The following is a 20236-nucleotide window of genomic DNA, read 5'->3' as shown; positions in this document are numbered from 1 at the left end:
TGGAGCGTGAAAGGCAAGGGGGAAGAACAGGTAGTTAACAGGTTTATTTGGCTACCTGCTTTTCCCTTATCTCGTCCAGCGTCTTGCAATCAATGCAGAGCGTGGCAGTAGGGCGGGCTTCAAGGCGTTTAAGGCCTATCTCTATACCGCAGCTCTCACAATAACCATAATCTCCGGTATCTATTTTTGCGATGGTCTCGTCTATTTTCTTGATCAGCTTGCGCTCACGGTCCCGATTGCGCAACTCCAACGCCATGTCCGACTCCTGACTGGCGCGATCATTCGGATCGGCGAAAATCGTCGCTTCATCCTGCATGGTATGAACCGTGCGGTCTATATCCTGGCCCAATTCAACTTTAATGCCTTCCAGTATGTTCCGGAAATGCATAAGCTGCTTTGAGCTCATATAGCCCTCTCCCTTCTTCGGTTTATAAGGAATGGCTTGCTTACGGAGTTCTTGCGGCATTTTTAGTGTTCCTTCTATATTTTCAGTTACGTATGGAGACGCTTTTACAGAAAAATATATTATACAGCAAGTAAATTTGCTGTCCGGCTGAAGTGCTGAGCACCAAAATCACATCCAACCAGGATAAGAACCTGAAGAAGAAAATAAAAGATGAGTTCAGGGAACATTCATCGACGAGAAAATCTGAAGGCGCGTGATTCATATTCGAAAGCACTTAGAATGACCTCCGCGTGAAATCCCCATTGAACGACAGCACGGATTCTTGCAGAATTTCCATTGCTTGGATACCCCTTTTAAGAAAATAAAATACGCATCTTTATCGCGACTCAGAAAGAGGTATTATTACGGCCAAGGCTTTCATACATGGCCGAATCCATGTGGCAAAAGTTCCACATTTATGTCGCGCTTGCCCCGCTTTCTTGTCAGGCTTCTTTAACACCCCTTTCCCAACGGGTACAATACGACATTCCTATTCTTTCAAATCATACACAGGAGAAACATCATGTCTGGAAAAAAATCCATCCTAGCCGTAGCCGCCGGCTCCGCTTTTATCGTCACGCTTGGCGCGGTACCCGTCGCTTCGGCTGCTGACAATCCTTTTGGGTTGCATGCGCTGGATGCGGGCTATATGGTCGCCGATGCTGGCGAATCCAGCGGGAAAAAAGACGGCGAAGGCAAATGTGGCGAAGGCAAGTGCGGCGAAGGCAAGTGTGGTGGCAGCAAATAATAGAAAGTACTCCACCTGATGAAATTCTTATAGTTGCCCGGTCGAGGCGGCTTCCCTTTGCGAGGTCTCGAGCATAAGGAAGCCGACGGCCCACTCTCGTGGAATTGTGACATAATATTTGTCCAAAATTTTAGGAGACGATCTATGCGCTACAAGAAAACCCTCATTTCCGTCGCAATAGGTTCTGCTTTTGCCGCAACGCTCGGCACCGTCCCCGTCGCTTCTGCTGCCGATAGCCCTTTCGCCATGCAATCTCTCGATAAGGGGTATATGCTCGCTTATGCGGACAAGGTAGATCCCAATAAATATGGTGGATCAAAATCTGGCGAAGGCAGATGCGGCATGTCGATGGTAGATGTCAACAAGGACGGCAAGGTCACGAAGGAAGAGTTCCTCAAGCATCATGAAGCCATATTCGACCGGATAGACGCCAACAAAGACGGTGCCGTGGACCAACCAGAAGCTGACAGCTACGGCGGGACCAAGCCAGGCCCTGGCTCCGCCCCGCCGGGCACAGCGCCCCATGGCGGGATGAAGAAGTAATCTAACTGGCTACCATGAACCCGGGTCGGCTACGTGTGGGACTGGGTTTTCGGCGCGAGTTGATTCCAGCGTTAAAAACCCGCGTTCCCGAAGCCATCGATTTTTTCGAAATCGCTCCGGAAAACTGGATTGACCTCGGCGGCGCCGCGGGGCGCGATTTACGCGCCTTCACGGAGCGCTACCCTTTTGTCTGCCATGGTTTATCACTCTCGATCGGCAGCCCCGCGCCGTTGGACGAAGTATTGCTTCACAAAATCCGACAGTTTCTGGATCAGCATCACATTCTCTTTTATACCGAGCACCTCTCGTACTGCTCTGACGACGGCCATTTATACGACCTGCTCCCGATACCTTTTACCGAAGAAGCAGTGAAATATGTGGCGGCCCGCGTTCGCCGCGCCCAGGATATCCTGGGACAGCGCATCGCACTCGAAAATGCCTCGTTTTATTTACGTGCGCCCATTACGGAAATGAGCGAAGCAGACTTTATCCGTGCGGTATTGACGGAGGCAGACTGCGACCTGCATCTCGACGTCAATAATGTATACGTCAACAGTATGAATCATGGTTATGATCCGGTTGAGTTCATCCGTGCGATGCCGACCGACCGCGTCGTTTATATGCATATGGCCGGCCATCACAATGAAGCGGATAACATCATTATCGATACTCACGGCGCGGACGTGATCGACCCGGTATGGTCATTGCTCGATCAAACCTATAATATCCATGGCGTCGTGCCCACGCTGCTGGAGCGCGACTTCAATATCCCTCCTCTCGACGAGTTGATGCGTGAAGTCGAACACATCGGCCTGATTCAGTCCCGTCATATCAATGCGAGCCATGTCTGCGCCGCTTCCTGAATTTCAGCGCTTTCAATACGCGTTTACCGCGCATATACGCAACCCGAAGGCGAACCCCTGCCCGCGGGGCATCGAAGCGCGGCGTATGGGGATATACCGGAGGCTCGTATACAGCAATCTGGAAAGCTTTCTACTGACTTGTTTCCCGGTACTCAGGAAAGTGCTGGGAAGCCGCCGATGGGCACGGCTCGTTAGGCGTTTTCTTGCCACGCACCATAGTTGCTCTCCTTTTTTTCGCCAGATACCCGATGAGTTTATCCAATTCCTGCAAAGCACCGGCGCCATTCCTGCTGGTTATCCGGAATTCGCGCTGGAACTTGCCCACTATGAGTGGGTAGAACTCGCGCTTTCCGTTTCAACGCACACCCCGGCCTGGGAAACGATCGACACTGAAGGCAGTTTGCTCGAGCAGCGCCCGGTCATGAATCCGGCGTTAGCCAATCTACGTTATAACTGGCCGGTACACCGCATTGGTCCGCCGCGTGCCCGTGTTACACCGGCTGAAACTTGTTTACTGGTATTTCGCGATGCCACCGATCAGGTCAGGTTTATCGAAATCAATGCTTTTACGTCGCGCCTGATAAATCTCCTGATACCTGCCGAGCAAACGGGTCGCGCCGCGCTCGAAATCGTCGCCGAGGAAAGCCGTCACCCTTCGCCGGAAGTCGTAATTCAAGGGGGATTGGAAATCATGCGCGATTTGCAGGTGCGGGGTGCGCTGCTGGGCGTTGCAAAATAGCATCTTCTTGTTCTGTCGCCTGTGCGAGAGCCCGACCGGGGTATTACTCGCCGCCTGGATGCGCTGTTAACCGCTTTTATTTCGCTCGCCATGACTGTCCTCCCATGAAACCCGACCCGTCAAATTTCAAGGAAATTTCCCATCTAACAACCGCTCGCTACAACGAGCGGGCCGAGGCCTTCTGGGAAGGGACGAAAGACCACGATGTGATGCAAAATGTCACCGTCTTGTTACAGCATCTAACGAGGAGACCGCCTTGCATAATATTGGATTTTGGCTGCGGACCCGGCCGCGATCTCAAGGCTTTTTCACAACTTGGTCATGTTGCAGTGGGGTTGGACGGTGCGGCGCGTTTTGTCGAAATGGCTCGCAACTATAGCGGCTGCGCTGTATGGCATCAGGATTTCCTCGATCTCGACCTGCCCGATGAATACTTCGACGGAATATTCGCCAATGCTTCGCTGTTTCACGTCCCATGCTCTGAATTGCCACGTGTATTAAGAGAGCTCAGGGCAACCCTGAGGCCCGGCGGTGTATTATTCAGCTCCAACCCGCGGGGGAACAACGAGGAGGGCTGGAACCAGGGGCGCTATGCCGTCTACCATGATATTGAATGCTGGAGGCGGTATATGGCTGATGCGAATTTCATTGAAATCACCCATTACTATCGTCCGAAGGGCCTACCTCGGGAACAGCAGCCATGGCTGGCCAGTTTGTGGCGTAAGGCGGATTCATAGCAAAACGCTCCGCATCCTCACTCTCACCCTTATGTTCTTAAAAAAAGATGTAATAGTAATAGGAGCTGGTGCGGCGGGAATGATGTGTGCGATTGAAGCTGGAAAGCGCGGTCGTTCGGTCCTGCTCCTGGATCACGCAAGCAAGCTGGCGGAAAAAATTCGTATCTCCGGTGGCGGCCGATGCAATTTTACCAATCGTCATAGCAGGCCAGAACACTTCCTTTCCCACAATCCCCACTTCTGCCGATCCGCGCTGGCGCGTTTCACTCCGCAAGATTTTATCGCGCTGGTGGAGAAGCATGGTATTCGTTATCACGAAAAGAAGCCGGGGCAATTATTTTGCGACGAAAGCTCCCAGCAAATCATAGAGCTGCTGCGGCATGAGTGTGAGGCGGCAGGCGTGACATGGCAGATGCCGTGTCGCGTAAACAATGTCAGCCGTGCCAATGCCGGTGGCGGGCGATTCATGCTTGAAACCGACAGAGGAACATTAAGCGCGGAGACACTGGTGATCGCAACCGGTGGTCTTTCCATCCCGCAAATTGGCGCAAGTTCTTTCGGCTATCGTATCGCGGAGCAGTTTAAACTCTCGGTTACGCCTGTGAGGCCGGCGCTGGTTCCACTGATCTTCGGCTCCGAACACCCGGCAGGTTTTTCCACGCTTTCCGGAATTTCGATTGATGCCGTCGTGAGTTGCAACGGTGGGCGCTTCCGCGAGAATTTGCTGATCACGCACCGGGGTTTGAGCGGTCCTGCAATATTGCAGATATCTTCATACTGGCGGCCCGGTATACCCCTTCATATCGACCTGCTACCGGATATAGACGCGGCCTCGTGGCTATCTGATCACAGACACGGCAGCGCGCGTCTGCCCAGTCTGTTAGCGCAACATCTGCCGCGGCGCTTTGCAGAGGCCTGGACGCAGGCAATCGTCGGCGAACGATCGGAAGTGCCGATGAACCGTTACAGTCACAAGGATCTGGAGCAAATTGCCACACAGTTGCATGACTGGAAAATTATTCCAGACGGTACCGCAGGCTATAAGAAGGCGGAAGTGACGCTGGGCGGGATAGATACCCGCGAGTTGTCATCCAAAACCATGGAAGCGAAAAAAGTACCAGGGCTTTATTTTATCGGTGAAGTGATAGACGTAACAGGACATCTCGGCGGGTTCAATTTCCAGTGGGCCTGGGCATCCGGTTACGCGGCGGGGCAGTTTGTATAGTTCCGTTCATCAGCCGCACGCTAAGAGTTTCTTCCTTGTCCTTGCCCCTTGTATTCCTGGGAGAAGCCGGTGCTACTCAGCCGTATGTTATCGTATGTCTGCCCTCTCGCTTCGCGGTAGACGGAATGGGCATAAATCCGTTTAACGCCCACGTCCGCCCGTACGATGCAGTGCGGGTGCGCGACCACCGGCGGGCCTGCCAGCAGATATTCGGACCACCTGAGGCTTGGCGCCTGGCTGGCTTCTCTGTTGGCCCCGCCCGGATAGACCGGATAATCCGGGCAGTCCACTTCGCACCGGGCGTTGTCCCCCGCCGCTGCCATTCACAATCGGCTCTGCCCTGATCCGGGGGTCCGGCTCGAACCCAGCAATAACTTTGCTAGGCAATTCCCGTTTGATCAACCTTTCGACGTCCGTCAGCAGTTTGTGCTCATCCACACACACTAGGGAGACCGCATCTCCTCCCGCCCCGGCGCGTCCCGTACGTCCGGTACGGTGAACATAATCCTCCGGCACGTTGGGCAACTCAAAGTTGACGACGTGCGGCAGTTCGCTGATATCGATTCCGCGTGCGGCAATGTCGGTTGCTACCAGTACCTGCAGGGTGCCGGTCTTGAATTCCGCCAGCGCCCGAGTGCGCGCCGACTGACTTTTGTTGCCATGTATGGCAAGCGATGGAACGCCGTTCGCCACTAGATGCTCAGCCAGCTTGTTGGCCCCATGCTTGGTGCGAGTGAATACCAGCACCTGCGACCACTGGTGCTGCTTGATGAGATAGGCAAGCAGGTCGCGCTTTCGTTCACGGTCTACGGGATGCACTACATGCGTTATATTGTCAGCGGTTGCGTTGCGGCGCGCCACTTCGATCAGGGCCGGCTGGTTGAGCAGACTCCCGGCCAGCGCCCGGATCTCGTCGGAAAAGGTTGCGGAGAAAAGCAGATTCTGGCGCTGCCTGGGCAACAGCACGAGTATTTTTTTTATATCGCGAATGAAACCCATGTCGAGCATGCGATCGGCCTCATCCAGCACAAGGATTTCAACATGCGATAAATCGAGCGTTTCTTGCTGCACATGATCCAGCAGGCGTCCTGGAGTAGCGACCAGAATGTCGACGCGGCTTTTCAGTCGATTAATCTGGGGATTGATGTTGACCCCGCCTATCATCGTCATCGAACTCAGCTTCAGGTATTTTCCATATACGCGAATGCTTTCTTCCACCTGTGCTGCCAGTTCGCGCGTCGGGACAAGAATCAATGCACGTATCGGTGGCCGACCGCTGGATGGACCTTTAACGCTCTTATCGGACAAGCGGTGAAGAATAGGCAAGGTAAAACCGGCCGTTTTGCCAGTGCCGGTTTGAGCTCCGGCCATCAGGTCGCTGCCAGTCAGCACAGCGGGAATCGCTTGCAGCTGTATGGGAGTTGGATCGGTGTAGCCACATTCAGTCACGGCGCGAATGATTTCATCGGACAGGCCGAAGATAGAGAAAGACATAGAACTCCAAGGTAACATCGGCCTGTCGTCCCGGTTACGAGACGCCAGTCTTAGGCAGACGGATAAAGTTTGAAAAACAGAAAGGACGGCGTGAAGACGTGGAGCGAACGCCGCAAGGAGCGATTATAACAGATCGCATCCCGCTGCGCCATTTGCCCGAGATGTGTGTTTATCTACACTGGGCGGGATCAGCAATCCACGAATCCGTTCCGGGGCTTGCCACGCTGCTTCAGGGAGGATTTGTTTCTAGAGCACGTAGCGTGCCAAATCCTCGCTCTGGGACAAGCTCTTGAGCCGCGCATCCACATAAGCGGCATCAATGACAATGGTATTGCCGGTATGCTTCTCGGCATCAAAGGAAACCTCTTCCAGAAGCTTCTCCATTGCCGTATAAAGACGCCTCGCGCCAATGTTCTCGGTTTTTTCGTTGACGGCAAAGGCAATCTCCGCCAAGCGCTTCACCGCGTCAGGCGTGAATTCAAGCTTGATGCCTTCCGTTTCCAGGAGTGCCTCATATTGCCGTGTCAGACACGCATCCGTATTGGTAAGGATTTGTACAAAATCGTCAGCGCTAAGACTTGCGAGTTCGACGCGGATGGGAAAGCGTCCCTGCAATTCTGGAATCAGATCGGAAGGCTTGGCGAGATGAAATGCGCCACTTGCGATAAACAGGATATGGTCAGTCTTGATCATGCCGTACTTGGTGGAAACAGTAGTGCCTTCCACTAATGGAAGGAGGTCTCGCTGGACCCCCTGGCGCGATACGTCTCCTCCCGTGCTTTCGGAGCGGCTCGTGATTTTATCGATTTCATCCAGGAACACGATGCCGTTCTGCTCGACATTCTGGACCGCGTCAAGCTTGAGTTCCTCATCGTTGACGAGCTTGGACGCCTCCTCATCGATAATCAATTTCATCGCCTCGCGAATTCTCAGCTTTCGGGTTTTCTTTCTTTCTCCCCCCAGGTTCTGGAACATCCCTTGAATCTGTGTGGTGAGTTCCTCCATACCCGGAGGCGCGAATATTTCCATATGTGTATGCGCCGCCGCCACTTCTATTTCTATTTCCTTGTCGTTCAATTCCCCTTCGCGCAATTTCTTGCGAAATTTCTGCCGGGTCGCGTTTTCCCCCTCACTGGCTTCCGCTTGTAAACCCATCTCTCTTGCAGGTGGCAGCAGCACATCAAGAATGCGCTCTTCGGCGTGATCTTCTGCGCGAGCCCGCATTTTATGCGTTTCCCGCTCACGCGACAGTTTGACAGCAGATTCCGCCAGATCCCGAATGATCGAGTCTACGTCACGCCCGACATAACCCACCTCCGTAAACTTGGTCGCCTCCACCTTGATGAAGGGCGCATCCGCAAGTTTCGCCAGCCGCCGCGCGATTTCAGTCTTGCCAACCCCGGTTGGACCGATCATTAAAATATTTTTTGGCGTGATTTCCTGCCGCAGTGGATCCTTTACCTGCTGTCTGCGCCATCGGTTCCTGAGTGCTATGGCCACGGAGCGCTTGGCGGCGTCCTGCCCAATAATGTGCTTATCCAGCTCGTGGACAATTTCCTGCGGAGTTAGTTGAGACATGATTTCAGATCAATGATAAATGCGAGAGGTGAGAAATAAGAGATATGCGGCAGCGCACATTTTGCCTGTGATACTTATCCGTCCAGGGGTGCCGCACCTTTCCCCCTGTATTCCACCTCATATCCCACCCCATTTTCCACGTTACTCGAGCACCTCGATTACATGGTTCTGATTGGTATAGATACACAGGTCGCCAGCGATGGAAAGCGACTTCTTGACAATCTCCAGCGGCATCATATCGGTATTCTCCAGAAGTGCGCGGGCGGCAGAGTGAGCGTAAGAGCCGCCACTTCCAATCGCAGCTATTCCGAATTCGGGTTCAATTACGTCGCCTGAGCCTGTAATGATGAGAGTGGTGGTCGGATCGGCTACGACCAGCATTGCTTCCAGCCGCCTCAGGATGCGATCCGTGCGCCAATCCTTGGCGAGTTCCACTGCCGAACGCATCAGATGCCCCTGATGCCTTTCAAGCTTGCCTTCAAAACGTTCAAACAAGGTAAAAGCATCTGCTGTTCCGCCTGCAAATCCGGCGAGTATCTTGTCATGGTAAAGCCTGCGCACCTTGCGGGCGCTGGCTTTGGCTACAACAGCGCCCAATGTTACCTGACCATCGCCGCCGAGCGCGACTTGACCCCCGCGTCTTGCCGAAAGTATCGTTGTACCGTGATGTTCTACCATGGTTGGCGCGAGAGAGATGATTGGGACCCGGAATTATAACGCTGATTTGCAGAGGAAATGCAAACTGTATGTCTACACAACTCAGCTCTTCACTTTCTTCCTTGCTCGCGGATGGGCCGCATCGTAGATCTTGGACAAATGTTGAAAATCGAGATGAGTATAAACCTGCGTGGTGCTGATGCTGGCATGCCCCAGCATCTCCTGCACTGCCCGCAAATCCCCGCTGGACTGCAGAAGGTGTGACGCGAACGAGTGCCGCAACATGTGGGGATGGGTGTTGGCGCTTATTCCCTGCCGGGCCGCTACGATTTTAAGCCGCTGGCCGATAGACCTGCGACTGATATTTTTGCCGTATCGGGACAGGAACAAGGCGGACTCGCCGGCCTTGGCCAGCGTCTCACGCTGCTTCATCCATTCATGCAAAACCAGCGCCGCCTTGCTGCCTATCGGCACAATGCGGGTTTTGCCGCCTTTGCCGGTAACCCGCGCCATGCCGTCGGACAGGCTCAGGTCCTCGGGTTTCAGGTCCACGAGTTCTGCCAGCCGCAACCCGGACGAATAGCACAGCTCGAACATGGCTTTGTCGCGTAACGCCATCAAGTCATCGGTTGAGAACTCCAGCAACTTTGCGGCCTCATCAGGTGAAAGCGTATGCGGCAAGGTTTTTGGCGACTTTGGCGCGCGTATACCGGCACAGGGATTGCAAACATAACCGTGATCCCGCGTCAGGTAGGTGTAAAAGCCGCGCCAGGCTGACAACATTCTGGCCAGGCTTTTGCCTGAAAAACCGCTCGCGTGGAGTTGGGCGGCAAAGCGGCGGATATGATGTGCTTGCAATCGAGCGAGCGATATTCCAGTTTCGGCTTCCGCTTCCTTCTTCGCTTGTTCTACGAGTTTTAGCAAGACACCGATATCGCGCCCATAGCTTTCGCAAGTAAGTGGTGACAAACGCCGTTCTTTGGCAAGATGGAAGAGATAGGCAGAGGCAAGTTCGGGATGGCTGGTACTGGATGTCATTTTGCGCTATTTGGCGGCTTGGTGAAACGTCGTAAGGCGGCGCTTACAAGTTCACCAAGCTGCGCCAGGTAGATTATTCCCATCTCCGGATAAAACCGCTCGGGATCTTCGCTGGCCATGATCAGCAGACCCATGGTTCGCTCAGCCCGCAGCGCCACAATCGCGAAAGAGCGCAGACGGATGGCGTCCTCCCCGAACCAGCCTTTAATTTCGTCCAATACATGGGAACCGCAATAAGGATGCAGCAGGCTGTCGGCCAGGATGTGAATATCAGTACTGACTGGAGTGAACTCCGGCAATTCCATGTCTTCGGCACTTATATCCCACAACCTCAGCGCGAGATGAGGCACTGAAAAATCTTCGCGCAAATGAAAGTTCAGCCCATGCATGAAATCGGTCAAACGATCGCAAGCCAGTAGCGCGACAGACAGCCGGTGCATTTTTTCGGTAATAGCGCCGTTCTCTTCGCCAAATCTGATCAGCTCGCCCAATTTGTCCTGCAAGACGCGATTCTTATCCCGCAGCGCGACGATTTGACGCTCGCTGATCGGTATTGCGCGACCGCCGTGAGGATGAGGGACCTGGATCCCCGTGAGCATCTCGGCATATTCCTCGAAGAACTCCGGATGTTCTCGCAGATATTGGGCTACGTCTTCGGAACTGAATTTCATATTTTCCATGTTGAGACTATAGGTTGATCTCTCCATCAAACACCGCGACTGCGGGGCCAGTCATCCAGACCGGCTGATTTTCGCCTTCCCAGCGTATAAGCAAGTCGCCGCTTCCAAAGCTGACCTTCACCGGCGACTCCAACAATCCGTGCTGGATTCCCGCTACTGCCGCCGCGCACGCACCGGTGCCGCAGGCAAGCGTTTCGCCGGCGCCCCGCTCATATACCCGAAGTCGGATATGATGACGGTCCACAAGCTGCATATAACCTGCATTTACCCGTTGAGGAAAACGTGCGTGATGTTCGATGAGCGGGCCTTCGGTCAATACCGGAGCATGATCTACATCCGGCACCCATTGCACCGCGTGAGGGTTGCCCATGGATACAGCGCTGATTTCCACCTCCTTGCCGCCGATATCGAGTGAATATGCCGGTGCCCGCTGCTCAGCGATAAATGGAATTTCGCGTGGTTCAAATCTCGGTATGCCCATATTGACGGTAACGTCCCCATTGGCTTCCAGTCTGGGCATAATAACGCCGCTCAGCGTTTCGACCCTTATTTCATTCTTGCTTGTCATTCCGCGGTCATGCACATAGCGAACAAAACAGCGGGCTCCATTGCCACACTGCTCCACCTCGCCTCCATCGGCATTAAAGATGCGATAGCGAAAATCAGCGCGTCCTTCAGCTGTTTCTACCAGCAGGATCTGATCACAACCGATACCAAGGTGACGGTCGGCAAGCTGGCGCAATTGTTCCGGACTAAGGGAAACAGATTGATTTATACCGTCAATGACAACGAAGTCATTTCCCAAACCATGCATTTTAGTGAACTTGAGCTTCATCTGAACGGCAAATGGAGGCGGCAGGAGGAAATACAAAGACCGGTGCAAGCATTACATTACTATTCGTCTTCTTAATAGATACATAATTTGGTATTCTAGACCTTTTACGACAAAAACGGCTGGGACAACATGAGCGAATATCTTTTTACTTCCGAATCCGTGTCCGAGGGTCATCCCGACAAGGTGGCTGATCAGATTTCCGATTCAATCCTGGATGCCATCCTGGCCCAGGACCCCAACGCGCGGGTTGCCTGCGAGACGCTGTGCAGTACCGGCCTGATTGTAATGTCGGGCGAAATCACCACCGAGGCTAACGTAGACTATATGCAGGTGGCGCGTGCGGCGGTCAAGCGTATCGGGTACAACAGTTCCGAAATCGGCTTTGATCATCATACCTGCGCGGTGCTAACCGCTTTCAACAAACAGTCTCCCGATATTGCTCAGGGAGTCAACCGTACCAAAGAAGAGGAAATGGAACAGGGTGCAGGCGATCAGGGACTCATGTTCGGTTATGCCTGCGACGAGACACCGCAATTGATGCCCATGCCTATCTTCTATGCCCATCGTCTCATGGAGCGGCAAGCAGAACTGAGAAAAGATGGACGTCTGCCGTGGCTGCGCCCCGATGCAAAGTCGCAGGTATCGGTACGCTATCAGGATGGGCAGCCACAGCAGATTGAAACCGTCGTGATCTCAACCCAGCACCATCCGGACATTTCTCATGCGCAGCTAAGCGAAGCGATAATCGAAGAAGTCATCAAGCCGGTGCTTCCGAAAAAGATGCTGAATGGCGATACCCGCTTCCTCATCAATCCCACCGGGCGCTTTGTAGTGGGAGGACCCATGGGCGACTGCGGCCTGACTGGCCGCAAGATCATCGTGGACAGCTACGGCGGTACCGCCCATCACGGCGGCGGCGCATTTTCAGGGAAAGATCCGTCCAAGGTGGATCGTTCCGCGGCCTATGCGGGGCGTTACGTGGCCAAGAACATCGTTGCCGCGGGTATCGCGAGCAGATGTGAAGTCCAGATGGCCTACGCTATAGGCGTGGCGCGCCCCGTTTCATTGATGGTCGATACCTTCGGCACGGGGAAGATTTCCGACGAGGAAATCGTCAAACTGATCGAGCGTCATTTCGACCTGCGCCCGCGCGGCATTATTCACAGCCTCGACCTCCTGCGTCCTATCTATGAAAAGACCGCGGCATATGGCCATTTTGGACGGGATGAACCGGAATTCACCTGGGAAGCAACCGATAAAGCCGCGCAACTGAGCGCTGAAGCGGGAATCGAAATCGCGATGGAAGCCCAGGCAATGAGTCTCCGGGCTTAAGTTTCTTCAAGTCAGCTTCAACCTCTTCCCTGCCGAGGAGCGCTGCAACGGGCAAGTCCCGCGAGGCTCGGCAAGGAAGGATTGCAACAACGGCGCTCGTTCATTTTCAGGAGATTGCTTCATGAACGCTGTGCTTAGTCCTGCCTCCGCACCCGCCTCTGTGCGTGCGGATAATAAATTTACCGACTATAAAGTAGCCGATATGTCCCTGGCGCAGTGGGGACGTAAGGAAATCGCCATTGCCGAAACCGAGATGCCCGGTTTGATGGCGCTGCGTGAAGAATACGCTGATACCAGGCCCCTGGCTGGTGCGCGTATTGCCGGTTCACTTCACATGACCATTCAGACGGCGGTGTTGATCGAGACCCTGATCAAACTGGGCGCGCAGGTGCGCTGGGCTTCGTGCAATATTTTTTCCACGCAAGACCATGCCGCAGCAGCCATCGCAGCGGAGGGAATTCCAGTATTCGCCTATAAGGGCGAATCACTGGATGATTACTGGGAATATACCCACCGTATCTTTGAATGGTCCGGGGGCGGCGCAGGGGACGCGGCCAGCACACCCAACATGATTCTGGATGATGGCGGCGACGCGACCTTGCTCATTATCCTGGGCAGCCGCGCTGAAGAAGACCCCTCGGTTATCGCCAACCCCACCAATGAGGAAGAGCAGGCCTTGTTTGCGGCCATCCGGAAACGGCTGAGCACCAGTCCCGGCTGGTATTCTGCCAGACGCGCCAATATTCGGGGCGTGACGGAGGAAACCACGACCGGCGTCCACCGTCTGTACGAGATGCAAAAGAAGAATGAGTTGCCGTTCCCGGCGTTCAACGTCAACGACTCGGTCACCAAGTCCAAGTTCGACAACCTTTATGGTTGCCGCGAGTCCCTGGTTGATGGCATCAAACGCGCCACTGACGTCATGATAGCCGGCAAGATAGCGCTTGTGTGCGGTTATGGCGACGTGGGCAAGGGTTGTGCGCAATCATTGCGTGGTCTGGGTGCAACCGTATGGGTTACCGAGATAGACCCGATTTGCGCTCTCCAGGCCGCAATGGAAGGCTATCGCGTGGTTACGATGGACGAAGTCTGCGATCAGGCGGACATTTTCGTCACCGCCACCGGCAATCTCCGCGTCATCACCCATGACCACATGCTGAGAATGAAGGACCAGGCTATCGTCTGCAATATCGGTCACTTCGATTCCGAAATAGATATTGCGTCTGTCCAGAAATATCAATGGGAAAATATCAAGCCGCAGGTGGATCACGTCATTTTTCCAACCGGCCGCCGCATTATCGTGCTCGCGCAGGGGCGCTTGGTGAATCTGGGTTGCGCTACCGGCCACCCTTCTTTTGTCATGTCCAGTTCGTTTACCAACCAGGTGCTGGCACAAATGGAGCTGTGGCAAAATGGCGCAAGCTACCAGAAGAATGTGTATGTGCTGCCCAAGCACCTGGACGAAAAAGTGGCGCGCTTACATATCAAAAAGCTGGGCGTAAAACTTACGGAATTGACCGAGGAGCAGGCAAGCTACCTGAACCTGGACAAGAACGGACCATATAAACCCGCACTGTACCGGTATTGATTTTTGGACTTACAGAGACCGGAGCAGATAAGGCGGTTTAAGCGCTTATCTGCTCCGGTCTCTGCGCGGCCAAAATAGTCATGGCTCACGCGAGTACCGATATGTGCAACGGGTTGAAGTCAATTTTACTCCCGGCATTCTCGCCGCTGAAGTCGTCTTGCGATACATTTGCCCCCCGGCTCTCTGGAAGCGCGCTAGTCAGTCGGTGCAGGATTTGCAAATGGACCTCGCAGCCACTTCGCTATCCGGCGACCCGGTGAACTATCCACGGTAACAAAATGGAATCACAAAAAAAGTTTGCCCCCACTTTCAGCTTCGAGTTTTTCCCACCGCAAACGCCCGAAGGAGTAGAGAAGCTGCGGGCGACTCGTAGACAGCTGGCGCAACTCAATCCAAAATTCTTTTCCGTGACCTTTGGCGCGGGCGGATCCACCCGTGATCGTACTCTTGAAACGGTTCTGGAAATTCAGGCAGAGGGATATGCGGCCGCACCCCATCTTTCCTGTATTGGCGCAACCAGCGAAAACATACGCACGATGTTGCAAAAATACCGCGATGGAGGTATCCGCCATGTGATTGCGCTGCGAGGAGACCTGCCCTCGGGCATGGCGCAGGGCGGTGAATTTCGCTACGCCAATGAACTGGTAGCTTTCATCCGCAAGGAATTCGACGATGCGTTCCATATCGATGTGGCGTCATACCCTGAATACCATCCACAGGCCAATTCAGTGCAGGCTGATTTACAGAACTTCAAGCGCAAGGTAGATGCGGGAGCAGATTCCGTCATTACCCAGTATTTCTACAATGCCGATGCCTACTTCAGCTTCATCGATGCATGCGAGGCAATGGGTATCGGAGTTCCTATCGTACCAGGCGTCATGCCGATCAATAAATTTTCCCAGCTCGCCAGGTTCTCGGACACCTGTGGGGCCGAAATACCGCGCTGGATCAGAAAAAAACTAGAAAGTTATGGAGACGATAGCGCATCAATACGCGCATTCGGACTGGATATCGTAACTGATTTGTGCGACCGCCTGCTGAGCGCGGGCGCGCCGGGACTTCACTTCTATACGCTGAACTCGGCTGGGCTGACAACCACGATCTGGCAGCGGCTGGGATTGTAAGTCTTCGTATTGCGCCACGAGGAGTCTTAGGAAAGTCGTAGGGTGTAATAAGCGTAGCGCATTACACCTTAAAACCACACCATATAAACACTCGCCGCGTGTCCTCCGCCTTCGACTACCCCATCCCCTCACAAATCCTCATCGTCACCGGCAAACCCCCGCTGTAAAGAGCGGAGGTTTGTTCGAGGACTCTTAATGGAATCAGGCTGCCTTGGCAGAATTTTTACTTTCCACCGGCAGCGGATTGGTGGCGTAGACGTAATGCGCCGCCGATTCCGCCGCACCGTATTCGACTTTTGCGCCCATATCGGAAAAGACCGTTTCCAGCGCGCCGAGACATAGCATCACATTTTCTATTCTGCTTGAATAACCCATCAAGCCAAAACGCCAGATTTTGCCCGCGAAGTCGCCCAAGCCCGCGCCGATTTCGAGATCATAGTCTGCAAGCAGTCTGCGGCGCACTTCCTTTTCATCGATGCCTTCCGGCACATAAACGGAATTGAGTTGCGGCAGGCGCGATTTTTCTTCCACGAGATACTCCATGCCCAGCGTTTCCAGCCCCGCTTTCAACGCTTGGTGGTTGCGCTGATGACGTGCCCAGGAATGCTCCAGCCCCTCCTCGTATAACATTACCAATGATTCATGCAATGCATAAAGCGCGTTGGTGGGAGCGGTGTGGTGGTAAGTACGGGTGGTTCCCCAATACCCAAGCAGCAGGTTCAAATCCATAAACCAGCTCTGTACCTTTGTTTTGCGATTCTTGACCAGATCCACGACGCGCTCGGAAAAACTGATGGGCGACAGGCCGGGTGGACACGACAGGCATTTCTGGCTCCCGGAATAAATCGCGTCGATCTTCCATTCATCAACCTTGAGAGGAGAACCGCCCAGTGAAGTGACCGTATCTACAATGGTGAGGCAATTGTGGCGATGAGCAATCTCGCAGAGTGTCTTGGCATCCGATAACGCGCCGGTGGAGGTTTCAGCATGAACGAAAGCGACGATCTTCGCGTCGGGGTTCTGTTTCAATGTGTCTTCCAGTTTTTGCGGATTAACAGGTGCTCCCCACTTGTCTTCCACGACCACTGCCGTGCCGCCGCAGCGTTGCACGTTCTCAATCATGCGCCCACCAAATACGCCGTTGCGACAGACAATCACCTTGTCTCCGGGGTTGACCATATTGACAAAGCACATCTCCATCCCGACCGAGCCGGGGCCCGAAACAGGAAAAGTCAGCAGATTGGACGTTTGAAAGGCGTAGCGCAGCAGGCTTTTCAGTTCCTCCATCATATCGGTAAACACCGGATCAAGATGTCCGAGTGTCGGGCGTGCCATGGCGGACAACACCCGGGGATGCGTGTCGGAAGGGCCGGGTCCCATCAAAGTGCGTTGCGGCGGATAAAACGTGCTGATCTTTTTGGCGGGATAAAAGTTATTAGTGGTCATGGGTGATCATCCTGAGTGTAGTAATGGGCTGAATTTAGCTGGAAGGACAGCCGATTTTATCAAGGGAGCGGAGAATTTGCTATCCAGATGCCAGAACGAGCCTGTTTTTCTTGCCCAGACTGGACTTAAGTTTTACCCAATCGAGCGAGCTGCGCGAGACGCACGTCCTAAATAAGACGTATTGTTATTTTTTTACAGTTGAAAACCTCATTTAGCATTCATTAATAGCCTTCCGGCAGTGATGGTATTAATACCATCCGCCAGACTTTCTCAAACCCCGTCGTTTCGCAACTCTCGATCCAAGCCTGGAGTAATTAAGCAGAGTAATCGCGGATGCCTATTTGGTGAACAGAAGCGGGAAACAGGGTGGGCCAAGCGTTCAAAACGACGGCTTGCATTGTCGTTGCAGTGTTTGTACAAATGATGGGATTAAAATGACCCGGAGCGGGTCAACCTTGTACACCTGTGAACTGCCACCATTTCCCAAGCAAAACCTTCCTTTAATTCGCCTCTCTCTGGGTAGAAAATAACCCGGCTCTGTTTTTCCGCTGATACAGTTTCTATTTAGGTCAGTCACTTAGCTAATTTCCATTTATGGAATAGTTCCTGCTTATGAAGTCAGTGAGGAACTTCCTCTGAGGGGGGATCCTTTAAATCTCTAACAAGGATAGGCAAATGTAATTAAATCCCGAAAATCATTTTTTTTCGAGAACCCTTAGAAAGAAATTGTTGAGCCGTACCGGAGCAACACTTGAACGAAGAGTATTCCTTTTCATAGGGGGCAATAATGAACTTACATGATATTTTGAATCATCCTTCCCGCAATTTCCTTATGACAATTGGCTTATGGGCGGGCACGTTACCTGTACAGGCAAGCGTGGTCTATGAATTTAAGAGCGCTCCCTTCGCTGTGGGGTGGGTGCAGAATTTATCGCAATATGAAGTTAAAACTACCGAAGGGTTTCTTCCCGGCGGCACCGTTAATATAGGTGATCCATTAACTGCTTCTCTAACCTTTGCTTCTCCCCTTGCGCCTAACTCCACTATCCAGCTTTCAGCTGAAAGTGGCGGTTTTGACTTTATGGGGAGGCCTAATCAAGGCAATGTAGAGGCTTACTCTACCCAGGTTTCTTTATATCCGATAACTAGCGACATAAATGCATACTTATCAGGTTCGGCCGGTACCGTCTCTTCCTATGATCGTTATAGTTCCCTGGACGGTGAGGTAACAACTGATGCGACCGGTAATATCTCGGAGTGGAACTTGAATTTCACTTTATATGATGACGGCTCAGGTGGTGGCTTCATGCTAGACCACGCCACGAACCCGCCAACCATTATTAATGGCCTCCCCTCCTCTGTAGACGGCCTGCTCAGTATCAGCAGCAATCCAGCTCTACCTCTTACCGTTAGTAATGTGGTTTCGATTAATGATGTGCCGCAAGACCCTCCTGTCAGTTTTGATTTCAATGGAGCAGATACGGCATTTGTAGATCCAGGTCTTGGTCAATACAGGTACTACACAGAAGGGCCGGGAAGCATGGTCCTAGTCCCGGAGCCTGAGAGTTGGGCGATGATAATGGCAGGCCTAGGTCTTCTCGGATGGAAGACACGGAGGTTAAAGAAGTAATTAAAGAACTGTTTTGAGCTAGGGCAGAGAGTTTCAGAGCAGAGAAATTTCTCACCTAATTAACTCAGGCCCGGCGGTGTTAGTCGTTTTGAGGTGGGTGAAGTTCGGGCGGCCTGTGGCTCCCTGGTGGGAAACCTCGTGGACGGGCGATTTATCCCTCCACGAGGTTTCCCACCAGGCCAGGCTGGGCAGTATAAATACTTCGGCTATTCGCATGTATCTACAGAAGGACAAAAGGCCGCAAGTCAGAAACTGGGCTTGCTGCAGTATGCCAACATGCATACTTCCCGCAAGGGAATTGGTAGGAAAGTAGCGCCAGGATAGGAAATTTGAGGCCACTTCACACGAGTATGCCAGCAGACCATCACCGAAAGGATGAGTAACCAATCGGCGAACGCTAAGATAGCCTCATGATGACAGAATTGAAATGCGAGGTAGCTTAAAAATAATGATTTTGCAGAAGAGAGAATCGGTTTCAAATAATCGAGCCTTACCAAGCCGCGTTATACGGGTAGATTGGGAATCTACCGCACCAGGAACAGTGGCTTGATGGAAAGCGCTTGTGCGATCTTGTCAGCCGCCTGTCTGGCTACCGCATGGTCGGAATAGGGTCCCGCATGAACCTTGAACAAACCATCCTTGGTAACGATGCCGAGGGTACGAATGGAAGGTAGCGCAGCACGCATGCGCGCGATAAAATTATCAGCGTTGTCATAAGCTCTGAATGCGCCCAGTTGCAGGTAAATTCCGCCTGCATCGGCATCAGCGCGTACGTCCGCGCCAGCGGAAGCCGGAACCGGCAAGGCGGCCGATGGAGCTTGTGCAGAATCAACCTCGAACAAATCCGGCGTGATCTCTCCTTTTTGTGAATTCGCAGCGAGAGACAGCGACTGGCTCCCCGCTTCACGCGTAGAGGCGGGAATAGCGATAAGCGTAGGAACGGGGCTGCCTGCCGAATTTGAAGCACGGCCAGGCGCTGTCGCAACCTGTAGGGTGGGCCCGGCGCCGGGCAGAATGGTTTCCACTTCCACCCAGGCGCTGCCGCCGCCGAGCACATCGAGCTTGTAAGCGGCAGTATAGGAAAGATCGATCAACCGGTTTGACAGGAATGGCCCGCGATCGTTGACGCGAACCACGACGGATTTCCCGCTCCTGATATTGGTAACGCGGGCGTAGCTGGGGATTGGCAATGTGGTATGCGCGGCCGTCATGCCGTACATATCGTAGACTTCGCCGGATGCTGTTTTTTGTCCATGGTAGCGGCGCCCGTACCATGAGGCGATTCCGCGCTCTCTATAGGATTCAAGGCCGGTCATTGGCGTATACCATTTCCCTAGCGCGGCATAAGGCCGCATGTTGGCCGGGCGCAAGGGTTCATCGCGGGGAACGGCATCGGGAATGGAAGCGAGATCAGCGGGCGGCTTATCGCCGGGCCCGTCGTCCAGATAATAGCCGCCGCCTTTTTTGGCCCCCGAGAATATGGATGTGATGGAAGGCGTCTTCCCTCTCTTGTCCTGTTTCAGGAAGGTGCCGC

General features: G+C 53.4%; 19 protein-coding genes and 1 riboswitch. Of the genes, 10 read left to right on the top strand and 9 right to left on the bottom strand.

Annotated elements, in window-relative coordinates; translation table 11 throughout:
* Positions 1–43 precede the first annotated feature (43 nt).
* Positions 44–466 (bottom strand): RNA polymerase-binding protein DksA, encoded by a 423-nt coding sequence (dksA, locus tag BMZ14_RS07560; protein ID WP_074796302.1) that lies wholly within the window; start codon positions 464–466, stop codon positions 44–46.
* Positions 467–968: 502 nt separating this feature from the next.
* Between dksA and BMZ14_RS07550 the strand changes: the two genes are divergently transcribed.
* The 6 genes from BMZ14_RS07550 (at position 969) to BMZ14_RS07525 (ending at position 5300) form a co-directional block, all read left to right on the top strand.
* A complete protein-coding gene (locus BMZ14_RS07550; RefSeq protein ID WP_074796298.1) occupies positions 969–1193 on the top strand; it encodes an HvfA family oxazolone/thioamide-modified RiPP metallophore in 225 nt (74 codons plus the stop codon).
* A 144-nt stretch (positions 1194–1337) separates the two neighbouring features.
* The gene (locus BMZ14_RS07545) at positions 1338–1736 is read left to right on the top strand and encodes an EF-hand domain-containing protein (protein WP_074796296.1); all 399 of its coding nucleotides are present in this window, start codon (positions 1338–1340) and stop codon (positions 1734–1736) included.
* A 14-nt stretch (positions 1737–1750) separates the two neighbouring features.
* Positions 1751–2599, top strand: a complete 849-nt coding sequence (locus BMZ14_RS07540; protein ID WP_074796294.1) for an HvfB family MNIO-type RiPP peptide maturase — start codon at positions 1751–1753, stop codon at positions 2597–2599.
* Entirely contained in the window at positions 2580–3338 is a 759-nt protein-coding gene (locus BMZ14_RS07535; protein ID WP_074796293.1) for an HvfC family RiPP maturation protein, read from the top strand. The genes BMZ14_RS07540 and BMZ14_RS07535 overlap by 20 nt, the downstream gene beginning before the upstream one ends.
* 104 nt (positions 3339–3442) lie before the next feature.
* Positions 3443–4075, top strand: a complete 633-nt coding sequence (locus tag BMZ14_RS07530; RefSeq protein WP_074796291.1) for a class I SAM-dependent methyltransferase — start codon at positions 3443–3445, stop codon at positions 4073–4075.
* 31 nt (positions 4076–4106) lie between these two features.
* On the top strand, positions 4107–5300 hold the full coding sequence (locus BMZ14_RS07525) for a BaiN/RdsA family NAD(P)/FAD-dependent oxidoreductase (RefSeq protein ID WP_074796289.1): 1194 nt from the start codon (positions 4107–4109) through the stop codon (positions 5298–5300).
* Between the two features lie 141 nt (positions 5301–5441).
* Here BMZ14_RS07525 and BMZ14_RS07520 read toward each other — a convergent pair whose 3' ends face one another.
* The 6 genes from BMZ14_RS07520 to dapF all read right to left on the bottom strand — a co-directional run bounded on the left by BMZ14_RS07520 (position 5442) and on the right by dapF (position 11582).
* A complete protein-coding gene (locus tag BMZ14_RS07520) occupies positions 5442–6794 on the bottom strand; it encodes a DEAD/DEAH box helicase (protein ID WP_074796287.1) in 1353 nt (450 codons plus the stop codon).
* 246 nt (positions 6795–7040) lie between these two features.
* The gene (gene hslU, locus BMZ14_RS07515) at positions 7041–8372 is read right to left on the bottom strand and encodes an ATP-dependent protease ATPase subunit HslU (RefSeq protein WP_074796285.1); all 1332 of its coding nucleotides are present in this window, start codon (positions 8370–8372) and stop codon (positions 7041–7043) included.
* Between the two features lie 141 nt (positions 8373–8513).
* Entirely contained in the window at positions 8514–9050 is a 537-nt protein-coding gene (gene hslV, locus BMZ14_RS07510) for an ATP-dependent protease subunit HslV (protein ID WP_074796283.1), read from the bottom strand.
* An 81-nt stretch (positions 9051–9131) separates the two neighbouring features.
* Positions 9132–10067, bottom strand: a complete 936-nt coding sequence (gene xerC / locus BMZ14_RS07505; protein WP_074796281.1) for a tyrosine recombinase XerC — start codon at positions 10065–10067, stop codon at positions 9132–9134.
* Positions 10064–10738, bottom strand: a complete 675-nt coding sequence (locus tag BMZ14_RS07500) for a DUF484 family protein (RefSeq protein ID WP_074796572.1) — start codon at positions 10736–10738, stop codon at positions 10064–10066. Before BMZ14_RS07500 ends, xerC begins: the two co-directional genes overlap by 4 nt.
* A 16-nt stretch (positions 10739–10754) precedes the next feature.
* Positions 10755–11582, bottom strand: a complete 828-nt coding sequence (gene dapF, locus BMZ14_RS07495) for a diaminopimelate epimerase (protein WP_074796570.1) — start codon at positions 11580–11582, stop codon at positions 10755–10757.
* A 129-nt stretch (positions 11583–11711) separates the two neighbouring features.
* On the opposite strand from dapF, the gene metK reads away from it, so the two are divergent.
* From metK to metF, 3 genes are all read left to right on the top strand, one after another.
* Positions 11712–12914 (top strand): methionine adenosyltransferase, encoded by a 1203-nt coding sequence (metK, locus tag BMZ14_RS07490; protein WP_074796279.1) that lies wholly within the window; start codon positions 11712–11714, stop codon positions 12912–12914.
* A 28-nt stretch (positions 12915–12942) separates the two neighbouring features.
* Positions 12943–13019, top strand: a riboswitch (S-adenosyl-L-homocysteine riboswitch).
* Between the two features lie 16 nt (positions 13020–13035).
* A complete protein-coding gene (gene ahcY, locus BMZ14_RS07485; RefSeq protein ID WP_074796277.1) occupies positions 13036–14502 on the top strand; it encodes an adenosylhomocysteinase in 1467 nt (488 codons plus the stop codon).
* A 278-nt stretch (positions 14503–14780) separates the two neighbouring features.
* On the top strand, positions 14781–15626 hold the full coding sequence (metF, locus tag BMZ14_RS07480; RefSeq protein WP_074796275.1) for a methylenetetrahydrofolate reductase [NAD(P)H]: 846 nt from the start codon (positions 14781–14783) through the stop codon (positions 15624–15626).
* Positions 15627–15827: 201 nt separating this feature from the next.
* Here metF and BMZ14_RS07475 read toward each other — a convergent pair whose 3' ends face one another.
* Positions 15828–17072 carry a pyridoxal-phosphate-dependent aminotransferase family protein gene (locus tag BMZ14_RS07475; RefSeq protein ID WP_074796273.1) on the bottom strand — a complete coding sequence of 415 codons (1245 nt, stop codon included), beginning with the start codon at positions 17070–17072 and terminating at the stop codon, positions 15828–15830.
* A gap of 787 nt (positions 17073–17859) precedes the next feature.
* Between BMZ14_RS07475 and BMZ14_RS07470 the strand changes: the two genes are divergently transcribed.
* The gene (locus tag BMZ14_RS07470) at positions 17860–18702 is read left to right on the top strand and encodes a PEP-CTERM sorting domain-containing protein (RefSeq protein WP_074796271.1); all 843 of its coding nucleotides are present in this window, start codon (positions 17860–17862) and stop codon (positions 18700–18702) included.
* Positions 18703–19226: 524 nt separating this feature from the next.
* Here the strand turns inward: BMZ14_RS07470 and BMZ14_RS07465 are convergent.
* Complete coding sequence (locus BMZ14_RS07465; protein WP_442755971.1) at positions 19227–20225, bottom strand: septal ring lytic transglycosylase RlpA family protein; 999 nt, start codon at positions 20223–20225, stop codon at positions 19227–19229.
* Positions 20226–20236: the final 11 nt, after the last annotated feature.

This window comes from Nitrosospira briensis, assembly GCF_900115125.1.
Lineage (GTDB): Bacteria > Pseudomonadota > Gammaproteobacteria > Burkholderiales > Nitrosomonadaceae > Nitrosospira > Nitrosospira briensis_A.
This window is presented reverse-complemented; position numbering and strand designations above follow the sequence as displayed.